Source organism: Marinobacter sp. (genome assembly GCF_048259445.1).
Classification (GTDB): Bacteria; Pseudomonadota; Gammaproteobacteria; order Pseudomonadales; family Oleiphilaceae; genus Marinobacter.
On the sequence record NZ_JBLXHQ010000003.1, the window covers coordinates 233,740 to 255,822 of the forward strand.

Here is a 22,083-nt window from a genome sequence, read left to right on the forward strand (position 1 = left end):
CAACCCCGGTCCCTATTATGCGGCGTCGCAGGCAACCACAGGACGATTTGCACAACAAAGAGCGTTGGCTGATTTCCTACGCTGATTTCATCACTTTGCTCTTCGCTTTTTTTGTGGTGATGTACTCGGTGTCGTCGGTGAATGAGGGCAAATACAAGGTGCTTTCTGAAACGCTCACGGGCGTTTTTAACGCGCCTCAGCGGTCCTTTCAACCTATCGAGGTAGGCGACCAGCCGCAGCGCTCTGTGGTGACTGAATCAGAAGATGTTATTCCCCCTGCGGTAACCGAAGCTCCCCGCAATCCGGAACAGGATACCCGGGAGCGTTCAGAAGCCCTGCGTAACATGGCAGATCAGCTTGCACTGGAATTTGATGATCTGATCAATCGGGGGGTGGTTACTCTCGAAACGAATGAGCGCTGGCTGGCACTGAACTTGCCCGACAGTTTGCTTTTTGGCAGTGGTGATGCAGAGCCGCACTACGATTCGTTTGAGGTAGTCGAAAAGATAGCCAGGGTTCTGAGAGATCGGGATAACGCTGTAAAAGTTGAAGGTTTTACTGACAACCAGCCCATTCGCACGGCCCGCTTTCCTTCAAACTGGGAGCTTTCGGCGGCACGTGCGGCAGCCGTTGTGCGCATGTTGGGTATGGAGGGCATTGAGCCTGAGCGGCTGGCGGCGGTCGGCTACGGACAGCACCAGCCTTTAGCGCGCAACGACACCGAAGAAGGGCGGCGGCGTAACCGGCGCGTGGTGCTTCTTATTTCTCGCGATGCCAGCATTCGGGGTGTCATGCGCTAGAGTTCCGGCTCCGTTCAAGTTGTTCAGCCGCTGGCCGTTAAATCGGAGTACAGCGGGTTTCAGTTGTTTGCAATAACGTATTTTCCGGAGAGAAAACGTGCGAATCTGGGCAGTAGCCAATCAGAAAGGTGGTGTGGGTAAAACCACCTCGGTAGTGACTTTGGGTGGCCTGCTGGCGGAGCGTGGGAAACGCGTTCTGGTTGTGGATCTGGACCCCCATGGTTCTCTGACCAGTTGGTTCGGCTACGATCCTGATACAATCCCGCACAGCGTTTTTGATCTGTTTCAGCATCAGGGCAAGGTACCGGAAGGCCTTCCGGCTCAGCTCATTACGGAAACCAGTTGCCCCGGCCTGGCGCTGTTACCGGCGAGCACTGCACTGGCTACGCTGGAACGCCGAATGGTTGGTGTGGAAGGCATGGGGTTGATCGTTTCCCGGGCTCTTGCCCAGTTGTGGGACGATTTTGACTACGTCATCCTTGATAACACGCCATCGCTGGGCGTACTCATGGTCAACGCACTGGCGGCTGCGCAGCACCTGGTTATTCCGGTGCAAACCGAGTTCCTCGCCATTAAAGGTCTTGAGCGTATGCTGCATACACTGCAGATGATCATGCGCTCCCAGAAAAACCAACTGCCTTATACCATCGCCCCCACAATGTTTGATCGGCGCACTCAGGCTTCGGTAAAGAGCCTGAACCAGCTGCGCAGAACCTACCAGGACAACTTGTGGAAGTTTGCGGTGCCGGTTGACACGAAATTCCGCGATGCCAGTCAGGCAGGTATTGTGCCGTCGAAACTGGACGCGCAGACTCACGGTGTCAGAGCATACCGGCACCTGCTGGATGATTTGCTGGCAAGAACCGGCTCATTGAAGGTACGTCAGCATGGCTGACGAAAAATTGACGAAGCTGGCGGATCCGACCAGCGCAATCGCCAGTTATCTGGATGAATTGCTGCACGTGGCAACAGACACCGCTTTGCACGAAGAAATTAGTGATCCGGAGCCCGCGCCCGAATTGAAGCCCGAGCGGAAGCCTGCGTCAGTGTCGAAGCCGGAGTCGAGATCCGAACCGGCGCCCAGAGTGGAAACGCAGCAGCAACCTGCGCGCGTGCGAGAGGTTGTCGCCGCCAAGGAGCCTGCACCGGAACCGATACCAGAGCCTGCACCGGAAGTCCCGGTATTGCGTCCTGAGTGGTCGGAGCGTCCGTTTGAATGCCTGATTTTTACCGTTGCCGGCCTGCAGCTTGCGGTTCCTCTTGTTCTTCTGGGCGCTATTCACCGTATTGAAGAGGATATCCGACCAATTCCCGGCAGCCCGCGCTGGTATATGGGGATTCGGCCGAGCTCGCATCAGAATCTGAGAGTTGTGGATACGGCAGAGTGGATTATGGCCGGAAGAGTGCCAGCCAATGCCCGGGACAACTACCAGTTTGTGATCCGCCTTGATAACAGCGAGTGGGGGCTGGCTTGCGACGACGTAGCCCAGTCGTTCACCCTTAGCCCTGACGATGTGCGCTGGCGGACGGCCCGCAGTAAGCGGCCCTGGCTTGCGGGAACGGTTATCGAGCAGATGTGTGCTCTGGTTGATGTGCGCACCATGGCGAACATGCTGGTGCGTGCCGAGCGTGAGCAGCATCTTGATCTGAGCTGACCGCGGTGTCCCGTCTGGCCAGTTACTGAATGAAACGGTGCCGTGCTGGCACGGTTTGTGCCCTTAACTATAGTATTGGGCACTGATGATGTTTTTTTGACGATCAGGTTGCCCGCTGGGCAGCCGAACAGGAGAGACAGGTTATGGCATCCCCGAGCGGACAGCAAAGTCAGTCCCAGGACGATCAGGTACTGCAGTATGTGACTTTCCGGCTGGATAACGAGACCTATGGTCTGAACGTTATGCAGATCCAGGAAGTGCTGAGATACACGGAAATTGCACCGGTGCCGGGTGCTCCGGACTACGTGCTCGGTATCATCAACCTGCGGGGCAACGTGGTGACGGTTATCGACACCCGTCGTCGTTTCGGGTTGGCGGATGCGGATATTACAGATGCGACCCGGATAGTGGTAATGGAATCGGCCGATCAGGTGATGGGTATTCTGGTGGATTCTGTGGCCGAGGTCGTGTACCTGAAAGCCAGTGAAATCGAGACTGCACCGAATGTGGGTAACGAAGAAAGTGCCAGGTTTATCCAGGGTGTGTGTAACAAAGATGGTGAACTGATCATATTGGTCGAGTTCGACAAAATGCTGTCAGACCACGAATGGGCTGAAATCTCAGGGCTGTGAACCGGAGCTGTACCGGTCAGACCTGGTGATGGACGCCTTCCGTGGCAAATAAACCGGAGACGTCCATCATGTTTGCTGAAATACCTTCTTATGTTCCCTGGGTGCTGACTTCAATCGCGCTCGCTCTGGTTTTTGTGCAGGGCGTGATGCTCGGGCGCCAGAACAGACAACTGAAAGCCATGCTCAAGGAGCGCTGCGATACGCTTGGTCGGGAGTTGCATGCGACAGCGAGCGGAAGCATGGGTGTGGGCCAGCGTCTCGTGGTATGCGAACGACAATTGCACGAGCTGCGCTCAACCTTGGATGAGATGCGTCAGAACGACCCGCTGCGTATTTCCTACGATGAAGCTTCACGGCTTGTTGATCTGGGAGCGGATATCGACGATCTTATGAATACGTGTGGGATATCCCGTCCCGAGGCCGAGCTGGTGTCAGCGTTGAGAAAACGTCAGGCGGCCTGAAAATTATGCTGCTATGGACGTTGTTGAATGAAGAAAGTTTATCAAAGGGCCCGTGAGGCCCTTCTTTCTGTATCCCGTCATGATTTTGTCACCGGCTCGGACCTGATTCCTTCCATAACCGGGCACTCCATTCCCCGTGAAGAAACTGTCAGTCATATCCTGTCGATCATGCCGGAGGTTACCCCGGCCGATGATGTGATTCATGTGGGAGGGGGTTCCGGTTATCTTGCTGCTGTGTTATCCCGTCTGGCCCATCGTGTTATCTATATTGAAAAAAACCCGGATGTTGCGGAAGCCGCGAGGGCAAGGTTTTTTCGTCTGGGCATGCATAACGTAGATGTTCTGGCGCAGCCTGCTGAAAGCGGGTTTGAACTCGATCAACCCTGTGATCTGGTGCTGTGCACTACTTTCATGCCAGATCGTGATGTTCTGTCGAGCTATCTCCGTGAGGGAGGCAATCTGGTTTGCCTCGAGGGTAAGGCCGGGCCAGTTCCCAGTATGGCTATGTTTGTAAAGCGTGCAGACAAGCTTGAGCGTGTCCGTACGCTTGGCTGGGTGGATTTCAACCGGAACTCGGAACAGATTCTGATTGACCTGGGCATGATCGATGAAGGCGTGCTGGCGAAGGCGAAGTCCGAGGCGGCAGCGGATAACTGCCGTGTACTCGATGTCTTGCGTCGGAATCTGAATATCGAAGAAATCGACCTCTACCGCTCGCTGGCCCAGCAAAGAGGCATGACGTTTGCTGACGCCGATGAGCTTTTACCATCGCTGAAAGTTGAGCTTTTCCGGAAGTTTTCCCGCACTTTCCTGGATTTATCCCGGATTATCCCCGTAACGCAGAACAGTGGAAAAGTCTCGTTTGTAACAGATGATCCGGATGCGCGTACCGATCAGCTGGAGCGTATGAGCCCGGGCCGTGCCATAGAGCTCTGGCTGGTTACGCCTACGGATTTCCGAAGAATCTGGTCGTCATTGGATTTGTCAGCCAAGGGCAACAGATTTGCTGCCGACGAGGCGGTGTTATCGACTGCCGGACCAGGGGCAAGCCGTCAACGCGACAAACCTTTGGGTCGTGAAGCGGGTAGTGATCATGTCAGCCCCTATCTGGTATCGGTATATGAGGCGATTCTGCTGGATGCCGTCAGCGAAAAAGCCAGCGATATTCACATTGAACAGTACGGTGAGCGGGTAAGAATCCGTTTGCGGGTAGATGGCGATCTCCGCGACCTGGGCCAGTACCAACTTACGCCCCGGGAAATAAAGGGCGTCATCAACGTCATCAAGTTGCGGGCAGAGCTGAATATTGCCGAGCGGCGCCTGCCGCAAGGCGGGCGTTCCCGCTTGCAGCTGGGGGACATGGCCTATGATCTGAGGGTACAGACCCAGCCATCGCTTCATGGTGAGCATGCGGTTATCCGGTTACTACCGCAGACCGGCCGGGCCATGACCATTGCCGAACTGGGCATGTCGCCAATGATTGGCTCCCATTATACGCGTCTGCTTGATAACCCCGCCGGCCTGGTTCTGGTTGTCGGGCCAACCGGTTCCGGCAAGTCCACAACACTTTATGCGGGCCTGCAAACGCTGGCAGACGATGGCCGCAGAAAAGTTATTACGGTGGAGGACCCTATTGAGTACTCCATCGATAATATCCAGCAAACCCGTGTTCGGAGCGATATCGGCTTTAATTTCGCTGACGCCATGCGGGCGTTTGTGCGCGAGGATCCGGACGTGATTCTGGTGGGTGAAATCCGCGACCATGAAACCGCTCTGGAGGCGGTGCGTGCATCCCAGACGGGGCACGTTGTACTTTCAACACTGCACTGCAACGACGCGGTTGATTCTCTGCAGCGCTTGTACGATCTCGGTATTCACCCGAACTCCATCGCCGGCGAATTGCTGGCCGTAATCGCCCAACGTCTTGCCAAGCGAATCTGTAAACACTGCCGGCAGCCTGCAACACCGGACCCCGTTATTCTTGAGGAGGTGTTTCCCAACGGCGCGCCGGATAATTTCCGCTGCTTTGAGGGGGCAGGGTGTGACAAGTGTAACGGCCGGGGAACTCACGGCAGGGTGGCCATTGTGGAATATATGGAGGTGGATTCCGATATCCGGAATGCCATCTCCAGCCAGCCCCCCATCGGAGAGTTGCGCTGGCGTGCGCTGGATTCCGGCCTGATCACCATGCGGGACAGTGCATTGGACCATGTGATCGAGGGTATTATTCCTATGTCTGAATTGCCGCGTATTCTGCCCCGGGAGCGCATGGCGCCGGAGGTTCGTGGTGGCCGCAGGAGTTCGTTATGAGCGCAGCAAATCAGCAGAAAAAAGCCGCACAGCGGCAGCCCGCGGAAGTGGTTTTCAGGGATGAGCTGGAAAAGCTCGCCGCAATGGATCCCGGGCCTGTGCCACCGGGCTGGCAGATGTCACCGAGGGCGGTTGAGAAGTTTATTCTGGGCGATGACAAACTGGGGATTGAGCGCAAGTTTGTTGCGGATCGCGCTATGGTTATCCGTATTATCATTTCCTTGTGCACTAACCGGGGTTGTTTACTGGTTGGCGAGCCAGGTACTGCCAAGTCCTGGCTTTCTGAACTGCTTACGGCAGCCATTTCCGGTAACTCGACTCTTGCTCTGCAGGGCGGCGCCATAACCCAGGTCAGGCAGCTTCTTTATGGCTGGAACGAGGCAGTTCTCTCTGCCAAAGGGCCCTGTCTGGAGGCCCTGGTCCCCAGCCCGCTTATGCGGGGGATGATGGAGGGTCGGCTGGTACGGTTTGAGGAAATTGCCCGCTGCCCGCAGGCGTTACAGGATGCGCTCTTGTCGGTGCTCTCTGACAGGGTTCTGGTGGTTCCGGAAATTCCCGGCGATGACGGCGTGATACTGGCCCGGGAAGGCTTCAACCTGGTAGCCACATCCAACAGCGTGGATGCAGGCGTTCACGAGATGAGCGCGGCTCTCAAGCGCCGGATGGACTTCGAGGAAATCAGGCCGATCAAGAGCCTGCCGGATGAGATAGGTGTGGTTCTGCGAGAGGTGCGTAAGGCCAACGAACGCGCGGGTATCAGTGTGGATCTGGATGCAGAGGTCATCGAGTTTTTGGTGACCATGTTCCATGAACTGCGTAATGGACAGACAATAGACGGTCGAAGTACTGACCGGCTGGCGGGCGCAGCGCTATCAACGGCTGAGGCTGTATCAGTTGCTCACGCGGCGAGCCTCAATGCGTGGTATTACGGTGGCGGCAGCATGACTGTGGAGCAGCTGATGCACCACATAATCGGCTCGGCTTTGAAGGATCACCCGGACGACCGCCGGCGCCTCAAGCACTATTTCGAGACCGCAATTGCACCCCGCAAGGGTGAAGTCTGGGCTCAGGTATGGGCGCTGCGTTCACTCATCCACTAGGGGTGATGATGAAGGCGCGGGATTATCCCGGCCGGCGTCTTCGGGCGTCCGGCCCCGGATATGAAAGGCGAACGCCAGAATTTCGGCAATAACCCGGTATAGGTTTTCGGGAATTTCGTCGTTCAGGGACAAGCGCGCGAGAATTCCGGCCAGCTCTGCATTTTCATACAGGGGCACGTTGTGTTCTCTGGCGATTCTGATGATCTCATCGGCCAGTTCATAGGTTCCCGTGGCCGTTATAGTCGGGGCTTTCTCGCCGTCGTATTTAAGTGCAACGGCAGCGCTGGATGGATGGCGTTCGTTCTCGTGTTTCATGCTCGTGTATCCACCAGTCTGTGCTCCAGTTTTGTGGCCGGATAAGAGGGATGGCCGCGGCGACACTCAAGATCGGTTACTTCCAGTCCCAGCTCCTTAAGGCTGCGCCGCAACAGCGGCAGCTCTTCGTTAACCTGTCGCAATGTGTCCTGTTTTTCCGCCCATACACGTGCGCTGACTTCCTGCTGGCGAAGGGAAACTTCGAAATTCAGTGCACCTGCCTGCTCCAGGTCAATGGCCAGATTGAGGCGCCATTCGCTGATGGCTGTGCGCTTGCTGCCGCGATCCTTTGATGACGTTTCGTCCTTGTGCTGCTCTATGCGCAATTGTGCCACCCTGGGTTCGTTCTGAGGCGTCACCCAGGGCAAATCCATCAGCATGGTTGATGTTGGCGCCGGTGCATCAACCCCGCCTCGCGCGGTCAGGATCTGGCTGTGCAGCTGGTTAACCGTTATCCGATTCAGCATGCCGGCCAGCATTCGCAGTGTCTGGCCCACCGATGTGGGCTCGGAGCTGCTAGCAGGTGCCGGTGATGCCATTGCCTGTGGGAATTGCAGCGGTGCCTGAACCAGCCCGGGGCTGGCCAGTGGTGTGAGGCGGTTGAACAACGTTGCGGCATCGCCGGTTTGTTCGGCCAGCAGAGCGGTAATCATGCGGCCGATGGCAAGTTTAAGATCGGGCAAGGTCGGAGAGGGTGCCTGGCTCAGGCGGGACTCCGCAAACAGCCCGCTCTCCGCTATCCACTGCCGTACTTGCTGCACGGTGTTGTTCTGGTTGCCCGCACCCGGCGCCAGTGTGTTACTGACGGGCAGTCTTGCAATCAACGTTTCGATAGCCTGCCTGGCTGCCTCTGGCAGCGGCCGCGGGCTGCGGGCGGCGGGTAGCTGACCGGGCGTAAGCTCGGGGATCACGCCGCGGTTTAGTGCTGTCATCAATTTTGCCAGGCCACTGTCCAGACTTTGCTGCCACGGCATGCGTTGTGCAAGGGCCCGGGTAATGGTGGCTTCCGGAGCCGCAGCCAGCTTTCCCATCAATTGCAGTTCGTTACCGGCACGCATCACTTTTACCCAGTCACCCGGCGTCAACTCAGTTGCACCAATGGCTGCGTTTACCTGAAGCGGCTTGCCTCGCACATCCAGCAATATATCTGCGTTAGCGCTGCCCTGGCGGTTGATGATTTCTGCCACACGGGCCAGTATGGTTGCCCGGTTCGCGAGCTGAAGTTGGTCCAGTTGCTGTCGCGCAGACAAAACTGTTGTTTCACGGCCCGGCTGCCCGGCGTTGCTGGTTTGCGCCGGTCTCGAGGTTGCCGGTGCCGGAGTAGTAGGGGGCTGTTGACTGCTGGGTAGTTTCATCGCTGCTGACTTGATACCGGACAAGAGTATTCTGTTAACGCTTTCGTTATAATACGCCGCGCCGGCACCTATTGCCGTGAATACTGCTTTAAATAGTGTCTGCACCCGCTGTGTCAGTCATGAATACACTCGATGCAATCTGTGCATCGTCCTGATTACGGGGCCCCGATGTCCGAGCCGTTATTACAGGCTGTCAATCTGCAGTGTGAACGGGACAAGCGGATACTTTTCCGTGAGTTATCCTTTTCCATACTGCCCGGTACGGTAACCCGTGTCGAGGGGCCGAATGGCTCCGGCAAGACAACCTTGCTGAGAATACTGGCGGGCCTGAACGATGCGTGGACAGGTGAGCTCAGATGGTGCGGGTCGCCGCTGCCCAGCCAGAGGGAAACATTTCTCCGGAACATGCTCTATCTCGGGCACCGCCCGGGAATCAAACCTCTGCTGACTCCGATGGAAAATCTACGCGCCCTGATGGCCGGTCGCAGCCCGGTGTCCGACGCGGCACTAAGACAGGCTCTGCAAGGTACCGGCCTGAGAGGCTATGAAGATGTACCCTGCCGTAATCTGTCTGCGGGTCAGCAACGCAGAGTGGCTCTGGCACGCCTGTTGATTGCTGATGAACCCCTGTGGCTGCTTGATGAGGTGTTTACGGCTATCGACGCGGAGGGCGTAAAAGCGCTTGAGGCATTGTTGCAACAGCGTGCAGCTGAAGGTGGCGCCGTGCTGGTTACGACTCACCATGATCTGGCATTGCCGGGCATGAAAAGACTGATCCTTGGCGCGGGAGGCTTGCCGGATGAATGCTGAAGCCCGCCCGGTGGTTTGTCTTGCCGGTAATAGTGTTGGTGCGCTGGCTGCAATGAAAGGCGTGTTTGCACGGGATATGAAGGTGGCGTTCCGGCAGCGCCAGGACCTGCTCAATCCGCTGCTTTTTTTCGTTATGGTTGTTACTCTTTTTCCACTTGGAGTCAGTCCGGAAGTGTCATTTTTGCGTGAAGCGGGAGCTGGTATTCTTTGGGTAGCCGCGCTGCTGTCCGTATTATTGTCGCTGGATCATCTGTTCCGCCATGATTTTGACGATGGCACCCTGGAACAGCTTGTGCTCCAGCCGCAGCCGCTATTTCTGCTGATTCTGGCAAAAACCATGGCGCACTGGATGCTCACAGGTCTCCCTCTGGTCATTTTGACACCCGTTCTTGGCGTAATGATGCATCTCGACGGGAACTCCATCGGTATTTTGTGTCTAACGCTGCTGATTGGTACACCGGTACTTAGTCTGATTGGCGCTATTGGCGCCGCGCTGACTCTTGGATTGCGTTCGGCAGGTGTGCTCTTGTCTCTGCTGATCATTCCACTGTACATTCCCGTGCTGATTTTCGGCACGGGTACCGTTGCGGCAGCAGCGGAGGGCGCGGCTGTGGGGGCCTACCTGGCTCTGATGGGCGCTTTTTTGATGCTGGCGCTGACACTGGCACCGTTTGCAGCGGCAGCAGCCCTCAAAATCAGCTTGTCGAACGGGTAAAACAAGGTAAACGTTAGGACGGTGACCATCTGATGTGGCAATTTTTTCACAAACTGGGTTCCCCAAAGTGGTTTTTCGGGATATCCGGCCGGTTCATGCCCTGGCTGTTGGCAGGCGGCGTAATTCTGCTTATGGCCGGGGTGGTCTGGGGGCTGGCCTTCGCGCCCAAGGATTACCTTCAGGGTAATAGCTACCGGATCATTTTCATTCATGTTCCGACCGCATTTATGGCGCAGTCGGTTTACATCATGATGGCGTCAGCGGCCCTTGTAACGCTGGTCTGGCGCATGAAGCTTGCCGATGTTTTCGTCAAGGCGGTTGCACCGGTGGGACTGGTTCTCACGTTTCTGGCGCTTTTTACCGGCGCAGTCTGGGGCAAGCCGACATGGGGCACCTGGTGGATCTGGGATGCGCGGCTCACTTCCATGCTGATACTGTTGTTTTTGTATGGCGGTGTTATAGCTTTGGATCGTGCCATCAATGATGAGAAGTCTGCCGCCAGGGCGGTTGCGGTGCTGGTATTGGTCGGGGTAGTGAATATCCCCATTATCAAATACTCCGTGGAATGGTGGAATACACTACACCAGCCCGCGACATTCAAGCTCACGGAAAAGCCTTCGATGCCGGCGGAAATGTGGGTGCCGCTGTTGCTGTCCGTGCTGGGTCTGTATCTGATTTTTGGCTGGCTGGCCTGTATCCGTATGCAGACAGAGATTCTGTCCCGGGAACAACGAACCCGCTGGGTAAAAGAATTCGTAATGAAAGGAAGGGTCTGACCAATGGCATTTGATTCCTTTTCTGCCTTTGTCGCGATGGAAGGCCACGGCCCTTATGTGTGGGCCTGTTACGCTGTGTTTTTCGTGCTGATGCTATGGATGATGATCGGGTCGGTCCGGAGCAGAAATACCATTATAGACGCCTGCCGTCGCGGTTATGAGTTTCAGGCTGACAAGAGTAAAGTTGAGGCGTCATCGCCACCCTCGGCGTCCTTCGCGCGTGTAAACGTTTCCCAAGACTGACTGACAGGTATCTAAATGCATCCGATCCGTAAAAAACGGCTGACCATTGTTCTGTTTCTTCTTGCAGGGCTCTCCGTCGCGGTAGCGCTGACCACTTATGCGCTGCGTCAGAACATTAACCTGTTCTACGATCCCACCCAGATTTCAGCGGGTGAAGCACCGATGGATGTGCGGATTCGTGCCGGTGGTATGGTAGAGGAAGGTTCCGTTGTACGGGATCCGGACAGCCTTAAAGTGGAATTCCACGTAACCGATTTCAATGCATCTGTGCCCATTGAATACGTGGGGATCTTGCCGGACCTGTTTGCTGAAGGTCAGGGCATTGTTGCCATGGGCAGGCTGAATAGCGAAGGCCGCTTTGTCGCCGATCAGGTTCTGGCCAAACATGATGAAAACTACATGCCGCCGGAAGTTGCTGATGCCCTGGAAAAGGCTTCAAAAAATGGGGGCACATCGATGCCTGCCGGCGCCCAACCGGCATCCTACTAAGCAAATCACAACCAACAGCCTGATTCCTGGAGAGCTTTGATGTATCCCGAACTCGGACAGCTTGCACTGATACTTTCGCTGCTGCTGGCGGTGCTACTTTCGGTTGTACCCCTTGCCGGCTCACTCACCGGCCGGGACAACCTTCAGGCGTTTGCCAGACCTCTGGCGGCGGGTATGTTCGTGTTTGTCGGGCTGGCTTTCGCCGTGCTTACCCATGCCTTTTTAACAGACGACTTCTCGGTTGCCTATGTTGCCAACAACAGCAACAGCATGCTGCCCTGGTACTACAAGTTCAGCGCAGTGTGGGGCGGCCATGAGGGCTCACTTCTGCTTTGGATATTGATGCTGACCGGGTGGACTCTGGCGGTCGCCATTTTCAGCCGTCGCTTGCCGTCCGTTATGATTTCACAGGTTTTGTCGGTTCTCGGCATGGTGAGTGTCGGGTTCATGCTCTTCATTGTTGTTACATCAAACCCCTTTGACCGTTTGCTGCCCAATGTGCCAGCCGACGGCGCCGATCTGAATCCGCTATTGCAGGACTTCGGGCTGATTGTGCACCCGCCTATGCTCTACATGGGTTATGTCGGTTTTGCGGTGGCGTTTGCGTTTGCCATTGCGGCTTTGATCAACGGTCGCCTGGACGCCGCCTGGGCCAGATGGTCACGGCCCTGGACAACCGTTGCCTGGGCATTTCTGTCCATCGGTATTGCCCTCGGAAGCTGGTGGGCCTATTACGAACTTGGCTGGGGCGGCTGGTGGTTCTGGGACCCCGTTGAGAATGCTTCCCTGCTGCCGTGGTTGTCCGGCACAGCCCTGATGCACTCGCTTGCAGTAACCGAGAAACGTGGAGTTTTCAAAAGCTGGACGGTATTGCTGGCGATTGTCACCTTTGCGCTGAGCCTGCTGGGTACCTTCCTGGTTCGTTCGGGCGTACTCACCTCGGTTCATGCTTTTGCATCCGACCCTGAACGCGGTACCTTCCTTCTGGTTCTGCTCGCGATCACTGTTCTTGCGAGCCTCATGCTTTATGCATTCAGAGCGCCTGTCGTTCATGTGCGCTCCCGTTATGGATCCCTGTCGCGGGAGATTTTCCTGCTGCTGAACAACGTGTTACTGGTTGCGGCAACGCTGTTGGTGGCAGTTGGTACCTTGTATCCGCTGGTTCTTGATTTCTTTGACCTGGGAAAAATTTCCATTGGTGAGCCGTTCTTTAATCTCACCTTCAGCCCTCTGGCCGTGGCGGCAGGCCTTCTGCTGGGTGTCGGCACTTTTTCCCGCTGGAAGAAAACGGACGCTGGCTGGCTTGGGCGCAAACTGTTGTGGCCGCTGGCAGTCAGTGTGCTGTTGAGTACGGCTGTTATGGTCGGGTATGGCGGGTTCGCCCCCTGGGCCTTCCTGGGTGTATTTACCGCCGTCTGGGTAACTACGGCAACGTTCTGGGATCTGTGGGACAAATCCTCCTCCAGAAAGGGGCGTATCCACGGTCTCAAGCGCCAGTCTCGCAGTTACTACGGCATGGTGCTGGGGCATCTTGGTCTGGCTATCACCATGGCCGGAGCCACGGTTGTTTCGAATTATGGCATTGAGCGCGACGTGAGAATGGTGCCCGGCGACGTAGCCGAGGTTGGTGACTATCAGTTTCGCTTTGTCGATATTGGCGAGCGGCGCGGGCAGAACTTCACCGCTCAGTACGGCACGTTTGAAGTCATACTGGACGGCAAGCGTATTGCCGAATTGCACCCCGAAAAGCGCCAATATGCGGTTGGCATGAGCGTTATGACCGAGGCCGATATTGATGCCGGCCTGTTCCGGGATATCTTTGTCGCCGTGGGCGAGCGAATTTCGGATAACGCCTGGGCCATCCGGCTCCAGTACAAGCCGCTTATCAGATGGCTTTGGCTGGGGGCGCTGTTCATGGCCGCCGGTGGTTTCCTGGCGGTTTCGGACCGCCGCTATCGTATTCGTGAGCGGGACAGCGAGCGCGCAACCGCGTCGGCGCCTGCGCAGTCAGACCCTCAAGCTACGGCTGGAGCTGTTTCATGAAGCGGCTGATGCTATTCCTTCCCTTGTTGGTGGCGCTCGTAGTGGGTGTTGTTCTGTTTGCCGGTATTGGTAAAGATCCTACCAAGCTTGAATCTGCGCTGGTCGGGAAGCCGGTTCCTGCATTCAGTCTCAAGGATCTGAAAACCCCCTCCCGTACTCTGGACGAAAAACTTTTCAGGGGCGAGATTACACTGCTGAATGTCTGGGGTACCTGGTGTCCCTCCTGTCGCGACGAACACGACGACCTCATGTGGCTTGCCCGGGAAAAGAAGGTTGCGATCATCGGATTGAACTATAAGGACAGTCGCGATGATGCGCTGGTCTGGCTGGACAAGCTGGGCGATCCATACCGCTCGATTATCTACGACCCCAAAGGCACGCTGGGTTTTGATCTGGGCGTTTATGGCGCACCGGAAACCTTTGTAATTGATGCCTCCGGCGTTGTGCGTTATCGCCATGTGGGCGTGGTGAACGGCGAGGTATGGGAACAGGTTCTGTTGCCAGTGATCAACGAAGCCCGGGAGAACGGCTGATGCTCCGTATTATCTGTTTTCTTGTGATGGCAATGGGTTCCGGTATGACGGCCGCGGATGTGGCTGCGGTCTACGATTTTGATAGCCGTAGCGAAGAACAGCGTTATCAGAACCTGATTGCGGAACTGCGGTGCCCCAAGTGCCAGAACCAGAACATTGCGGATTCGAATTCTCCTATTTCCAAGGATATGAGAAATGCCGTTTACCAGATGATGCTGGAGGGTGCCAGTAACGAGGAAATAGTCGAATCTCTGGTAGGCCGGTTTGGTGAGTTCGTTAAATATAACCCTGATCTGGACAGCCGCACGTTCGTGCTCTGGGCAACGCCGGCGATTGCGGTTCTGGGCGGCCTTCTTGTGGTGGCAGGAGTCGTTGTCCGCTCCCGAAAGGCCGGTACGGCAGCGCCGACACTGAGCAATGAGGAGCAAGCGAGGATTGATATAATGCTCGCGGAACGGAACCAGGGCGGCAACGCCTGACTTCACAGCCACTACACCGCTTTATTCATTTTGAACTTGTGACGATATCTCCATGACCGAAACTTTCTGGATTGCCGCAACGGTACTGATCATTTTTGCCCTGGCGTTTGTGCTTTATCCCGTAATGTTCCATCGCCGGGACGCCCGGCAGCAGACGGATCTAAGAAACCAGAACCTGATGGCGTATCGCAGCCGGATGGAGGAGCTGGAAAAAGAACATCAGTCAGGCATTGTCGATAAAGAAACCTATGGACAACTTCGGGACGAACTTGCCGGCGCAATGCTGGACGATGTTCCGGAAAACGAAGCCCCTGCCAAATCAGTACCTGGCCGTAAGGCTGCCATGGCAGTTGCTTTGTTCTCAATACTCCTGATTCCTGCGGCCACAGTTCTGCTTTATGAAGAGTGGGGCGCAATGGACAGAGTTGAAGCCTTTGTTGCCATGCAGGAACTGGGCAATTCGGATGATGCGCGTGCTGCGCAAATGAATGAGCTTACGCAGCAATTGCGCGCGCGGCTTGAAGCCAGCCCAGATAACCCGGACGGCTGGGCCATGCTGGGCCAGACCTACATGCGTCTCGAACGGCATGAAGACGCGGCCTGGGCATTCCGGCAGCTGGCTGATAGCGTCAGCTCTGATGACGGGTCCCGGGCTGTCGCTCTGGGCCTTGCGGCTCAGGCACAGTTTTTCCGCAGCCAGGGTGCCATGACCGATGCGGTAACGTCGGCGATTGAAGAGGCGAGGGCGCTTAACCCGGATGAAGTTAACTCGCTTGGGCTTTTGGGAATCCATTCATTCAGCCAGGGTAATTATCGTGAAGCAATCGGTTACTGGGAGCGTATCCAGGCGGTGGCTCCTGATCATCCGCAGCTGGCTTCTATTCAGGGTGGTATAAGGGAGGCATACACGCGCCTGGGTGAACAGCCACCGGCTGAACGTTCCGCACTCTCACCATCCGATGACACTGAACAGGAGAGCGTAGGCGTAACCGTGCGGGTAACGCTTGATGACGCATTCAAGCAGGACATCCCGGAAGATACCACGCTGTTTCTCTTCGCCCGCGCTGCCAATACCCAAAGCGGACCGCCTTTGGCTGTTGTGAGATTAACGGCGGGCGCATTGCCTTTAGAGATACGTCTGGATGACCGTCATGCGATGGCGCCACAGTCGGTTATATCGGGCGTAGAGGAAGTGGTTGTTACCGCTCGCCTGACCCGCTCCGGCGATATTAACGCACAGCCCGGCGACTGGCAGGGCACTACAGACTCTCCTGTTGCAGTTTCCGGGGCTCCGGGTTCACCGATAGAGCTGGTTATTGATCAGCAGCTGATTAACTGAGCCAGCGGGTACCGGCTCATAGAGCTTCACGGGCGCTTGTAATTGCCGCCAGGCCTTACCCTACACCGAAAGGTTGTCGGGGTAGAGCGGCGGCAAACCGGTTTTTGAGGCGGTAGCGCCCGTTTTCGCCTTTCTCCTCGCCTTGTTGAGTGCGTCTGTCAGGGCGCTACCATTCCACGTCTTATTGCTTATCTCGCCGCCTGAATGATTCCGACTGAAAAGATGCGCCTGTAACCGGTCGAACTCCTGTTCCAGATCAGCGGCCGGGCAAACTGCAAAAACATCCTTTGCGGAGCGCAAATTGTGCCCGGGCCAACGCTCGTTTGCCCAGCCTACCAGCAGCCCGGGTGTTGAAGCATTGCCTGCCCTTGCAGCATCCAGCAGTTGCTCAAACAAGACTCCTTCGTTTCTGGCACCTGCAGAGTCATTGTTGTCGGGTACCCGGGGTACGATTTTGCGACTCCGCCACCATGCCAGCATGGTCACAACCCAGATTCCGGCCAGCACGATGCTTACCCATTGCCAGAACCTGCTGTTGTCCGGTACAGCGTTTATTTCTGGAGCCTCCTGTTCGCTGCTGATTTCCGTCGCCGTTCCCTGGCTGTCAGTGATGGGTGAGGGCGGCATGGCCGCACCATCTGCTGACGTTACATTCAGGGTTTGGGCTGGAATTACGGCGACCTTTTCGCTGTCGGATTCTGTATCCCACCAGGGAATACGAATTGTCGGTAGTATGAGCTTGCCAGCCTGAACGGGAACCAGGGCCCGGGTTTGCGTTAGGGATGAGGTAATGCCATCCGGGCCGACGCTGGTGTTGCGTTGGGGTTCCTCTGGATAGCTGCGCAGTCCGTCCGGCACAGAGTCTGGCAAGGGAGGCAGAGCCTCCGAAGGTAGGCCGATTGCCTGCAGGCTGAGTGTGCGAGTGAGGTTGTCCCCGGTTGTCAGGTCCAGGGTTGACGGCATGCCGGCTTCTGCAAGGCTGAGGCTGGTAGCCGGAAGCCAGGTGGAGCCGCTGAACTCTGCTGGCACATCTTTAACGGGTACCTCAAACAACTCGGCGCTGTCTCGCAAGAACCTGAGTGAACCATCGGGATCTCTGGTCTGGCCTTCAAAACGAATGGCAGGCAGGTTCAGAACCCCGGGTTTTTGCGGAAACAGCGCATAGTGTCGTTCCACCACCCTGTACCGGGCACCATCGCGATCACTGGAAAACTCGCGCTGCTTACCCAGGCTTTCTATGATTGCATTGGGGTGCTGGGGGTCAGACAGCTCGCCGCGGATAAGATTGCCCCGGAAGAATAGCCTCACTGTCAGTATAAGTTGCTCCTGAACGTAGACTTCCGCCTTGTCTGCAGTTAGTTCTATGAAAATGTCACGATTGGCGCTGGGCTGGCCTGGAGGGTTGCCGTCGACTACTTCTATGGTTACCGGGCGGGATACGGAATCCTTGAAGGTAAGCGCCGGGATGGTTATCTCCCCGGTTGATCTGGGTGCAAGCTGGTATGTCCAGGTGATTTCTCCCACCATATCGCCGTTTACTGTGCGAATGCTGTACTGCTGATTGCGGGCAAGTATTTCAAAGTCCGGAGACACTTTTTCAATATCCGGTGAGGGCAGGCTCGAGATATCAAAATCAAAAAGGTTACTCAGGTTGATATCGATTTTTGTGGTGCCCTTTACCGTCAGTGTCAGCACTTCACCCTCGTAAAGCCGGGTTCGGTCTGTTTCGGCAGTGAGTTCACCCGCATGTGCTGTCAATCCAAGCACCATCATTAATGTCAGCCAGATTGTTGGAATGATGAATCGTTTTACCATGGTGTATCGCCCTCATCAGATGGTGTCTGGCGTTCCTGATACTGCTGCAGAAATTTCCGCTGTAGAAGGCCGCCCGGATTATCTGGCACCCTTCGCAGCGATTGCTCCTGGCTCTGGGTCAGAGGTGTTTCGGATATGGGTGGCGGTGCCTGAGCTTCTTCTTTTCCGGCTTCTGCGCCTCCGCTTGCCTGATTACTTTCCTTTTCGGAGGCCGGCTCATGTTCGCCGGATTCTTTCTGCTCGGCGTTTTGCTCCCGGGACTGGTCACTACTCGGGGCCTGTCCAGGCTCTTCGTCAGAACTATGAGGCGTGTTCTGATCCTGGTTCTGACTGTCGCCGGGTGAACCAGAGTTGGGCTCCTGTTGCTGGCCTTCTCCCTCGTTGGAATCCGAAGAATTTTGATCGCTGCTGTTCTGATCCTGTTCCGAATTCTGCTCCTGTTGTTCGAGCAGATTTTCCACAAGCTGCCGGTTTACATGGGCATCTTCCATTTCCGGGTTGCGATCGATGGCTTTGTCATAGGCTTCGAGGGCTTCCTCCAGCTTGCCCGCCCGGGCGAGGGCATTGCCGCGATTGTAGTGCGCGAGGGGGGTGTCTGCGCCCGAGAAAGCTTCCACTGCTTCATCGTAGCGTTCAGCCCGGTAAAGCGCAGAACCTCGCCATTCGGGTGATTCAAGCATGTTCGCGGCTGTTCCAGGATCTTCACTGATCAGTTCTGCTGCTCTTTGATCCTCCCGTTGCCAGAGGCCACCCCAGTCCAGGGCTGCTGCGGGTTGTGGTATCGCCGGAAGGAGTAGCAGGGCCATCGCGGTAAAGGCGCTGCGGCGCCAGCCCAGCAATAACAAAGGCAGTGCCAGCCATAGCAGCCAGTAACCGTCGTCTTTCCAGCGGTCTATGGCGAGCCCGGAGTTTGTGTCCTGCCATTCGTCTGACTCTTCGGGGCTGAGGTTCAGGGCAGCTATATCGCTGTCATCCAGCGTCATTTCATGGCTTGCGCCGCCGCTACTGCGGGCAAGTTCCGCCAGCATATCCGGGTCGGTTCGTGTTATGACAATGTTGCCATTGTCGCGGATAAAGCCACGCCGGGCGAGGGGAATAGGGCCGCCGTCCCGGGTGCCAGCCGCCAAAGTGTTCAGGGTGAATCCTGTGCCAGCCAGGGTGTTGCTGATGGAGGCACGGTAGCGTTCGGACACGTCATCGGTAATTAACAGAATACGGCCTTTGCCCTGCGCGCCATGCTCCAGAAGCGCCCTGGCTCTGGCAACCGCAAGATCGGCACGATTGCCCTGAACCGGCATGATGATCGGGTCGAGTACATTGAGCATGCCGGTGAGTGTATTACTGTCGTCAGTCAGGGGCGCTACTACATGTGCATCCCCTGAATACACCACCAGCCCGGTGAGGCTGCCATCACGGATCGCCAGAATATCTCGGATCTTGCGTTTTGCACGGGTAAGCCGGTCAGGTTCTATATCTGTGGCCAGCATGGAAAGAGAGAGATCGAGCACGATCACCAGACTGTCCCCCGGTTTTTTCAGGGGTGTGGGCGCTTCCCGCCATGCTGGCCCTGCGAGTGCAACAGCCAGGATAATCACTGCGCTGATTGCGGGCACAAGGGCTGATCCACGTTTGTCTGCAGCGCCGCCGTAGCGTCGGATCACTGGAGATAAAAACTGCTCGGGGATAAGGCCGGACCAACCGCTGTCGCCGGAGTTCTTCCTTTTCAATACCAGATAAAGCACAGGCACAGCCAGCAACAGCAGGAGCCAGAATGGCCGAAGGAAGTGAAAATCAGCCATGGTTCACGCTCCCGTCTGCCGGTTGGGGAACTCCAGCCAGCCGGCCGGCGATGCGTCGGAAAAGAAAAAGGCTCAGCCACAGCGCCGCAGCAATGCCCGCAGGCCAGAAAAACAGATCGGTAACCGGTCGGTAGAATTTGCCCTCCAGCTCGATGGGCTCCAGCTGGTCGATGGTTTCGTAGATCAGCTCCAGTTCTGGCAGGCTGCGGGCGCGAAAATACTCCCCACCGGTTTGTTGTGCCATTCGGATCAGCAGGTTTTCGTCGAGGTCTCTGGAGGGGTTTACCCGGCGTGAGCCGAGGAGCCCTCGCTGGATCATGGAGTCGGCTCCAATGCCGATAGTGTAGAGGCGAATGCTGGCGGCAGCGGCTATCTCAGTGGCTTTGTCGGGCGATATTTCACCAGCGGTGTTGGCCCCATCCGTAAGCAAAATAACTACGCGTTGCTGTTGGGGGCGGTCTCTCAAGCGCTTGGTGGCAAGGCCCACGGCATCGCCAATGGCGGTTGCTCGCCCGGCCATACCAATGCCTGACTCCTGTAAAAGCGTTTCAAGTGTGGCGAGATCAAATGTAAGAGGCGCCTGGACGTAGGGCTCTGTGCCGAACAATATCAGGCCGAGCCGGTCGCCTTGCCGGCGGGCTATGAATTCGTTCAGTACTTTTTTGACGGCCTGGAGACGGTTAATGCTGCGGCCCTGAATAATCATATCCTGCTCTTCCATGCTGGGTGAGATGTCTACAACCAACATCAGGTCGCGCCCGGTTACGGGCATCTGCACCTGCTCACCAACATATTGTGGTCTTGCCAGTGCCAGCACGAGTAAAGACCAGGCAAGTAGCAGGACCAGGGTTTGCCAGCGAGGCACGGCATTGCCCTGGCGGGTAACACCGGGCAGGTCCGAGAGCCAGTGACCAACAGGGAATACCGGAGCATCCACAGTGTGTGCGGCCGGCTTTCGCCACTGCAGAAGTACCGGCGCGAGAATCAGCAGCAGGAGCCATGGGTAGGCAAGATTCAGCATTTTTGAGCCTCCAGCCAGGTTCGGGCGAAGGCAAGAGCCTGATCAGGTTCGGCCGTTGGTTCTTGCTGCCAGGGGCTGTTTACCAAGGCTTTGACAATGAACTGATGTGAAACCTGGTCATCAGGGAGGTGGCGTAACAGGCAGGCAGCCCACTGTTCGCCAGAAAGGGCTTCAGGATGCTCCTCCGGGTAACGTTCTCTTGCGGATCGTTTGAGTAGCGTGTTCAGCTGAGTAAACCACTGTGATTCCTTTGATGCAGTGCGTTCAAGACTGGCCAGCTCGGCCCTCGCAAGCCTCAGCCAGCGATTTCGGCGGTAATGTCGACGCACCAGCCACGCCAGAACCGCGATTGCGATAAGGAGTGCAAAAGCCAGAATCCACCAGCCCGGCGCCGGCGGCCAGAAACCTCCGGTTTGGGGCAGGTGAATATCCCGGAGTTGGCTAAGGGGATCGTCTGGCATCATCCGATCCGCCCTCCGGGCCCAAGTATGGATTGAAGACTTACAGCGGGTGCCTCGCGAGTTGAAACATCGGTTGCCCGCACACCGGATAAACGGAAGCACTCTGCAAGTGTTGCTTTATGGCGGGTGATCTTTTCTTGCCAGGCCTGTTGAAAGCTTTTGTTGGACGCATCAAACCAGACCGGGCCTTCGGCTCCCGCAATGGCAAAGCGGCCACTTTGCGGCAACTCCTGCTCCAGCGGATCGACAACCCGCAGTGCACTTACGCTGTTATGGCGGGCCAGCGCACCAAGCAGAGAGGTGGTGTTCTCGGAGATATTCAGAAAGTCGCTGATGACAAAGATCCGGCTGCCGGTATGGGCGACCCTGCGGGCTTCGGCAAGGGCGGTATCAAGGGTGATGTCGGGCGCAGAGCCATCCAGAGAAGAGTGTTGCTGGCTGGCAAGCGTATCCAGCAGCCGCAGCACGGATTTTTTGCGCCGTGCCGGGCGTTGAACGGTCAGGGTGTCGCCGTTAAAAACAATGCCGCCAACCTGATCGCCTACTGAAAGTGCGAGCCAGGCGAGAATGGCGGCAAGCTGAGCGCTGCGCACCTGCTTGAAGGCACCGGTGCTGGCAAAGAAGAGGGTGGGGCCAAGATCGCATAGCAGCAGTACCGGGCGTTCCCGTTCTTCTTCGTAGAGTTTGGTGTGGGGTGCCTGGCGCCGGGCTGTTACGCGCCAGTCTATGCTGCGGATGTCATCTCCGGGTTGGTAAAGCCGCACTTCCGCAAATGCCATGCCTCGCCCGCGCTGCGATGAGTGCTGAAGCCCGGCCTGCCGCGCTCGTGTCGGGCGTGCCGATGGCAGTTTCAACGCCCTTGCATCAGCCTGCAGGCGAATGAGTGACTGCAGGCTGATGCGGGTTATTGCATCGCTGGCGGTTACGTCCAT

The 22,083-nt window shown here is 56.7% G+C and carries 23 protein-coding genes; 16 read left to right on the forward strand and 7 right to left on the reverse strand.

Going from position 1 to position 22,083, the window contains the following annotated elements:
- Positions 1-17 precede the first annotated feature (17 nt).
- From motD to ACN0RL_RS03850, 7 genes are all read left to right on the forward strand, one after another.
- Positions 18-800, forward strand: coding sequence for a flagellar motor protein MotD (motD, locus tag ACN0RL_RS03820; RefSeq protein WP_417513858.1), 783 nt, complete (start codon positions 18-20; stop codon positions 798-800).
- Between the two features lie 97 nt (positions 801-897).
- A complete protein-coding gene (locus tag ACN0RL_RS03825) occupies positions 898-1,695 on the forward strand; it encodes a ParA family protein (RefSeq protein ID WP_417513860.1) in 798 nt (265 codons plus the stop codon).
- A complete protein-coding gene (locus ACN0RL_RS03830) occupies positions 1,688-2,455 on the forward strand; it encodes a chemotaxis protein CheW (RefSeq protein WP_417513862.1) in 768 nt (255 codons plus the stop codon). Before ACN0RL_RS03825 ends, ACN0RL_RS03830 begins: the two co-directional genes overlap by 8 nt.
- Positions 2,456-2,598: 143 nt before the next feature.
- Complete coding sequence (locus tag ACN0RL_RS03835) at positions 2,599-3,087, forward strand: chemotaxis protein CheW (protein ID WP_417513864.1); 489 nt, start codon at positions 2,599-2,601, stop codon at positions 3,085-3,087.
- Positions 3,088-3,155: 68 nt separating this feature from the next.
- Positions 3,156-3,548 carry a DUF2802 domain-containing protein gene (locus tag ACN0RL_RS03840; RefSeq protein ID WP_417513942.1) on the forward strand — a complete coding sequence of 131 codons (393 nt, stop codon included), beginning with the start codon at positions 3,156-3,158 and terminating at the stop codon, positions 3,546-3,548.
- 27 nt (positions 3,549-3,575) lie between these two features.
- Positions 3,576-5,858 carry an ATPase, T2SS/T4P/T4SS family gene (locus tag ACN0RL_RS03845; protein WP_417513866.1) on the forward strand — a complete coding sequence of 761 codons (2,283 nt, stop codon included), beginning with the start codon at positions 3,576-3,578 and terminating at the stop codon, positions 5,856-5,858.
- The gene (locus tag ACN0RL_RS03850) at positions 5,855-6,958 is read left to right on the forward strand and encodes an ATP-binding protein (protein ID WP_417513868.1); all 1,104 of its coding nucleotides are present in this window, start codon (positions 5,855-5,857) and stop codon (positions 6,956-6,958) included. The genes ACN0RL_RS03845 and ACN0RL_RS03850 overlap by 4 nt, the downstream gene beginning before the upstream one ends.
- Here ACN0RL_RS03850 and ACN0RL_RS03855 read toward each other — a convergent pair.
- Entirely contained in the window at positions 6,944-7,273 is a 330-nt protein-coding gene (locus ACN0RL_RS03855) for an EscU/YscU/HrcU family type III secretion system export apparatus switch protein (RefSeq protein WP_417513870.1), read from the reverse strand. The two genes, ACN0RL_RS03850 and ACN0RL_RS03855, sit on opposite strands and share 15 nt — an antisense overlap.
- A complete protein-coding gene (locus ACN0RL_RS03860) occupies positions 7,270-8,628 on the reverse strand; it encodes a flagellar hook-length control protein FliK (RefSeq protein ID WP_417513872.1) in 1,359 nt (452 codons plus the stop codon). Before ACN0RL_RS03860 ends, ACN0RL_RS03855 begins: the two co-directional genes overlap by 4 nt.
- Before the next feature lie 168 nt (positions 8,629-8,796).
- Here ACN0RL_RS03860 and ccmA point away from each other — a divergent pair, with 168 nt between their 5' ends.
- From ccmA to ccmI, 9 genes are read left to right on the forward strand one after another with little or no spacing between them, the layout of a single operon-like run.
- Positions 8,797-9,438: a cytochrome c biogenesis heme-transporting ATPase CcmA gene (ccmA, locus tag ACN0RL_RS03865; protein ID WP_417513874.1), complete on the forward strand. Its 642-nt coding sequence runs from the start codon at positions 8,797-8,799 to the stop codon at positions 9,436-9,438.
- Positions 9,428-10,153 (forward strand): heme exporter protein CcmB, encoded by a 726-nt coding sequence (gene ccmB / locus ACN0RL_RS03870; protein ID WP_417513876.1) that lies wholly within the window; start codon positions 9,428-9,430, stop codon positions 10,151-10,153. Before ccmA ends, ccmB begins: the two co-directional genes overlap by 11 nt.
- A gap of 32 nt (positions 10,154-10,185) precedes the next feature.
- Positions 10,186-10,929, forward strand: coding sequence for a heme ABC transporter permease CcmC (gene ccmC, locus ACN0RL_RS03875; RefSeq protein WP_417513878.1), 744 nt, complete (start codon positions 10,186-10,188; stop codon positions 10,927-10,929).
- Positions 10,930-10,932: 3 nt separating this feature from the next.
- Positions 10,933-11,172 (forward strand): heme exporter protein CcmD, encoded by a 240-nt coding sequence (gene ccmD / locus ACN0RL_RS03880; protein ID WP_417513880.1) that lies wholly within the window; start codon positions 10,933-10,935, stop codon positions 11,170-11,172.
- A 15-nt stretch (positions 11,173-11,187) separates the two neighbouring features.
- Positions 11,188-11,661, forward strand: a complete 474-nt coding sequence (gene ccmE, locus ACN0RL_RS03885; protein ID WP_417513882.1) for a cytochrome c maturation protein CcmE — start codon at positions 11,188-11,190, stop codon at positions 11,659-11,661.
- Between the two features lie 39 nt (positions 11,662-11,700).
- Positions 11,701-13,704 carry a heme lyase CcmF/NrfE family subunit gene (locus ACN0RL_RS03890; protein WP_417513884.1) on the forward strand — a complete coding sequence of 668 codons (2,004 nt, stop codon included), beginning with the start codon at positions 11,701-11,703 and terminating at the stop codon, positions 13,702-13,704.
- A complete protein-coding gene (locus tag ACN0RL_RS03895; RefSeq protein WP_417513886.1) occupies positions 13,701-14,237 on the forward strand; it encodes a DsbE family thiol:disulfide interchange protein in 537 nt (178 codons plus the stop codon). The genes ACN0RL_RS03890 and ACN0RL_RS03895 overlap by 4 nt, the downstream gene beginning before the upstream one ends.
- Positions 14,237-14,716 (forward strand): cytochrome c-type biogenesis protein, encoded by a 480-nt coding sequence (locus ACN0RL_RS03900; RefSeq protein ID WP_417513888.1) that lies wholly within the window; start codon positions 14,237-14,239, stop codon positions 14,714-14,716. The genes ACN0RL_RS03895 and ACN0RL_RS03900 overlap by 1 nt, the downstream gene beginning before the upstream one ends.
- 52 nt (positions 14,717-14,768) lie before the next feature.
- Entirely contained in the window at positions 14,769-16,055 is a 1,287-nt protein-coding gene (ccmI, locus tag ACN0RL_RS03905) for a c-type cytochrome biogenesis protein CcmI (RefSeq protein ID WP_417513890.1), read from the forward strand.
- A 60-nt stretch (positions 16,056-16,115) separates the two neighbouring features.
- On the opposite strand, the gene ACN0RL_RS03910 is transcribed toward ccmI, so the two are convergent.
- From ACN0RL_RS03910 to ACN0RL_RS03930, 5 genes are read right to left on the reverse strand one after another with little or no spacing between them, the layout of a single operon-like run.
- On the reverse strand, positions 16,116-17,870 hold the full coding sequence (locus tag ACN0RL_RS03910; protein ID WP_417513892.1) for a BatD family protein: 1,755 nt from the start codon (positions 17,868-17,870) through the stop codon (positions 16,116-16,118).
- Entirely contained in the window at positions 17,864-19,669 is a 1,806-nt protein-coding gene (locus ACN0RL_RS03915; RefSeq protein WP_417513894.1) for a VWA domain-containing protein, read from the reverse strand. Before ACN0RL_RS03915 ends, ACN0RL_RS03910 begins: the two co-directional genes overlap by 7 nt.
- Positions 19,662-20,690, reverse strand: a complete 1,029-nt coding sequence (locus ACN0RL_RS03920) for a vWA domain-containing protein (protein WP_417513896.1) — start codon at positions 20,688-20,690, stop codon at positions 19,662-19,664. Before ACN0RL_RS03920 ends, ACN0RL_RS03915 begins: the two co-directional genes overlap by 8 nt.
- Positions 20,684-21,154, reverse strand: coding sequence for a DUF4381 domain-containing protein (locus tag ACN0RL_RS03925; protein ID WP_417513898.1), 471 nt, complete (start codon positions 21,152-21,154; stop codon positions 20,684-20,686). The genes ACN0RL_RS03920 and ACN0RL_RS03925 overlap by 7 nt, the downstream gene beginning before the upstream one ends.
- On the reverse strand, positions 21,151-22,083 hold the full coding sequence (locus ACN0RL_RS03930; protein ID WP_417513900.1) for a DUF58 domain-containing protein: 933 nt from the start codon (positions 22,081-22,083) through the stop codon (positions 21,151-21,153). Before ACN0RL_RS03930 ends, ACN0RL_RS03925 begins: the two co-directional genes overlap by 4 nt.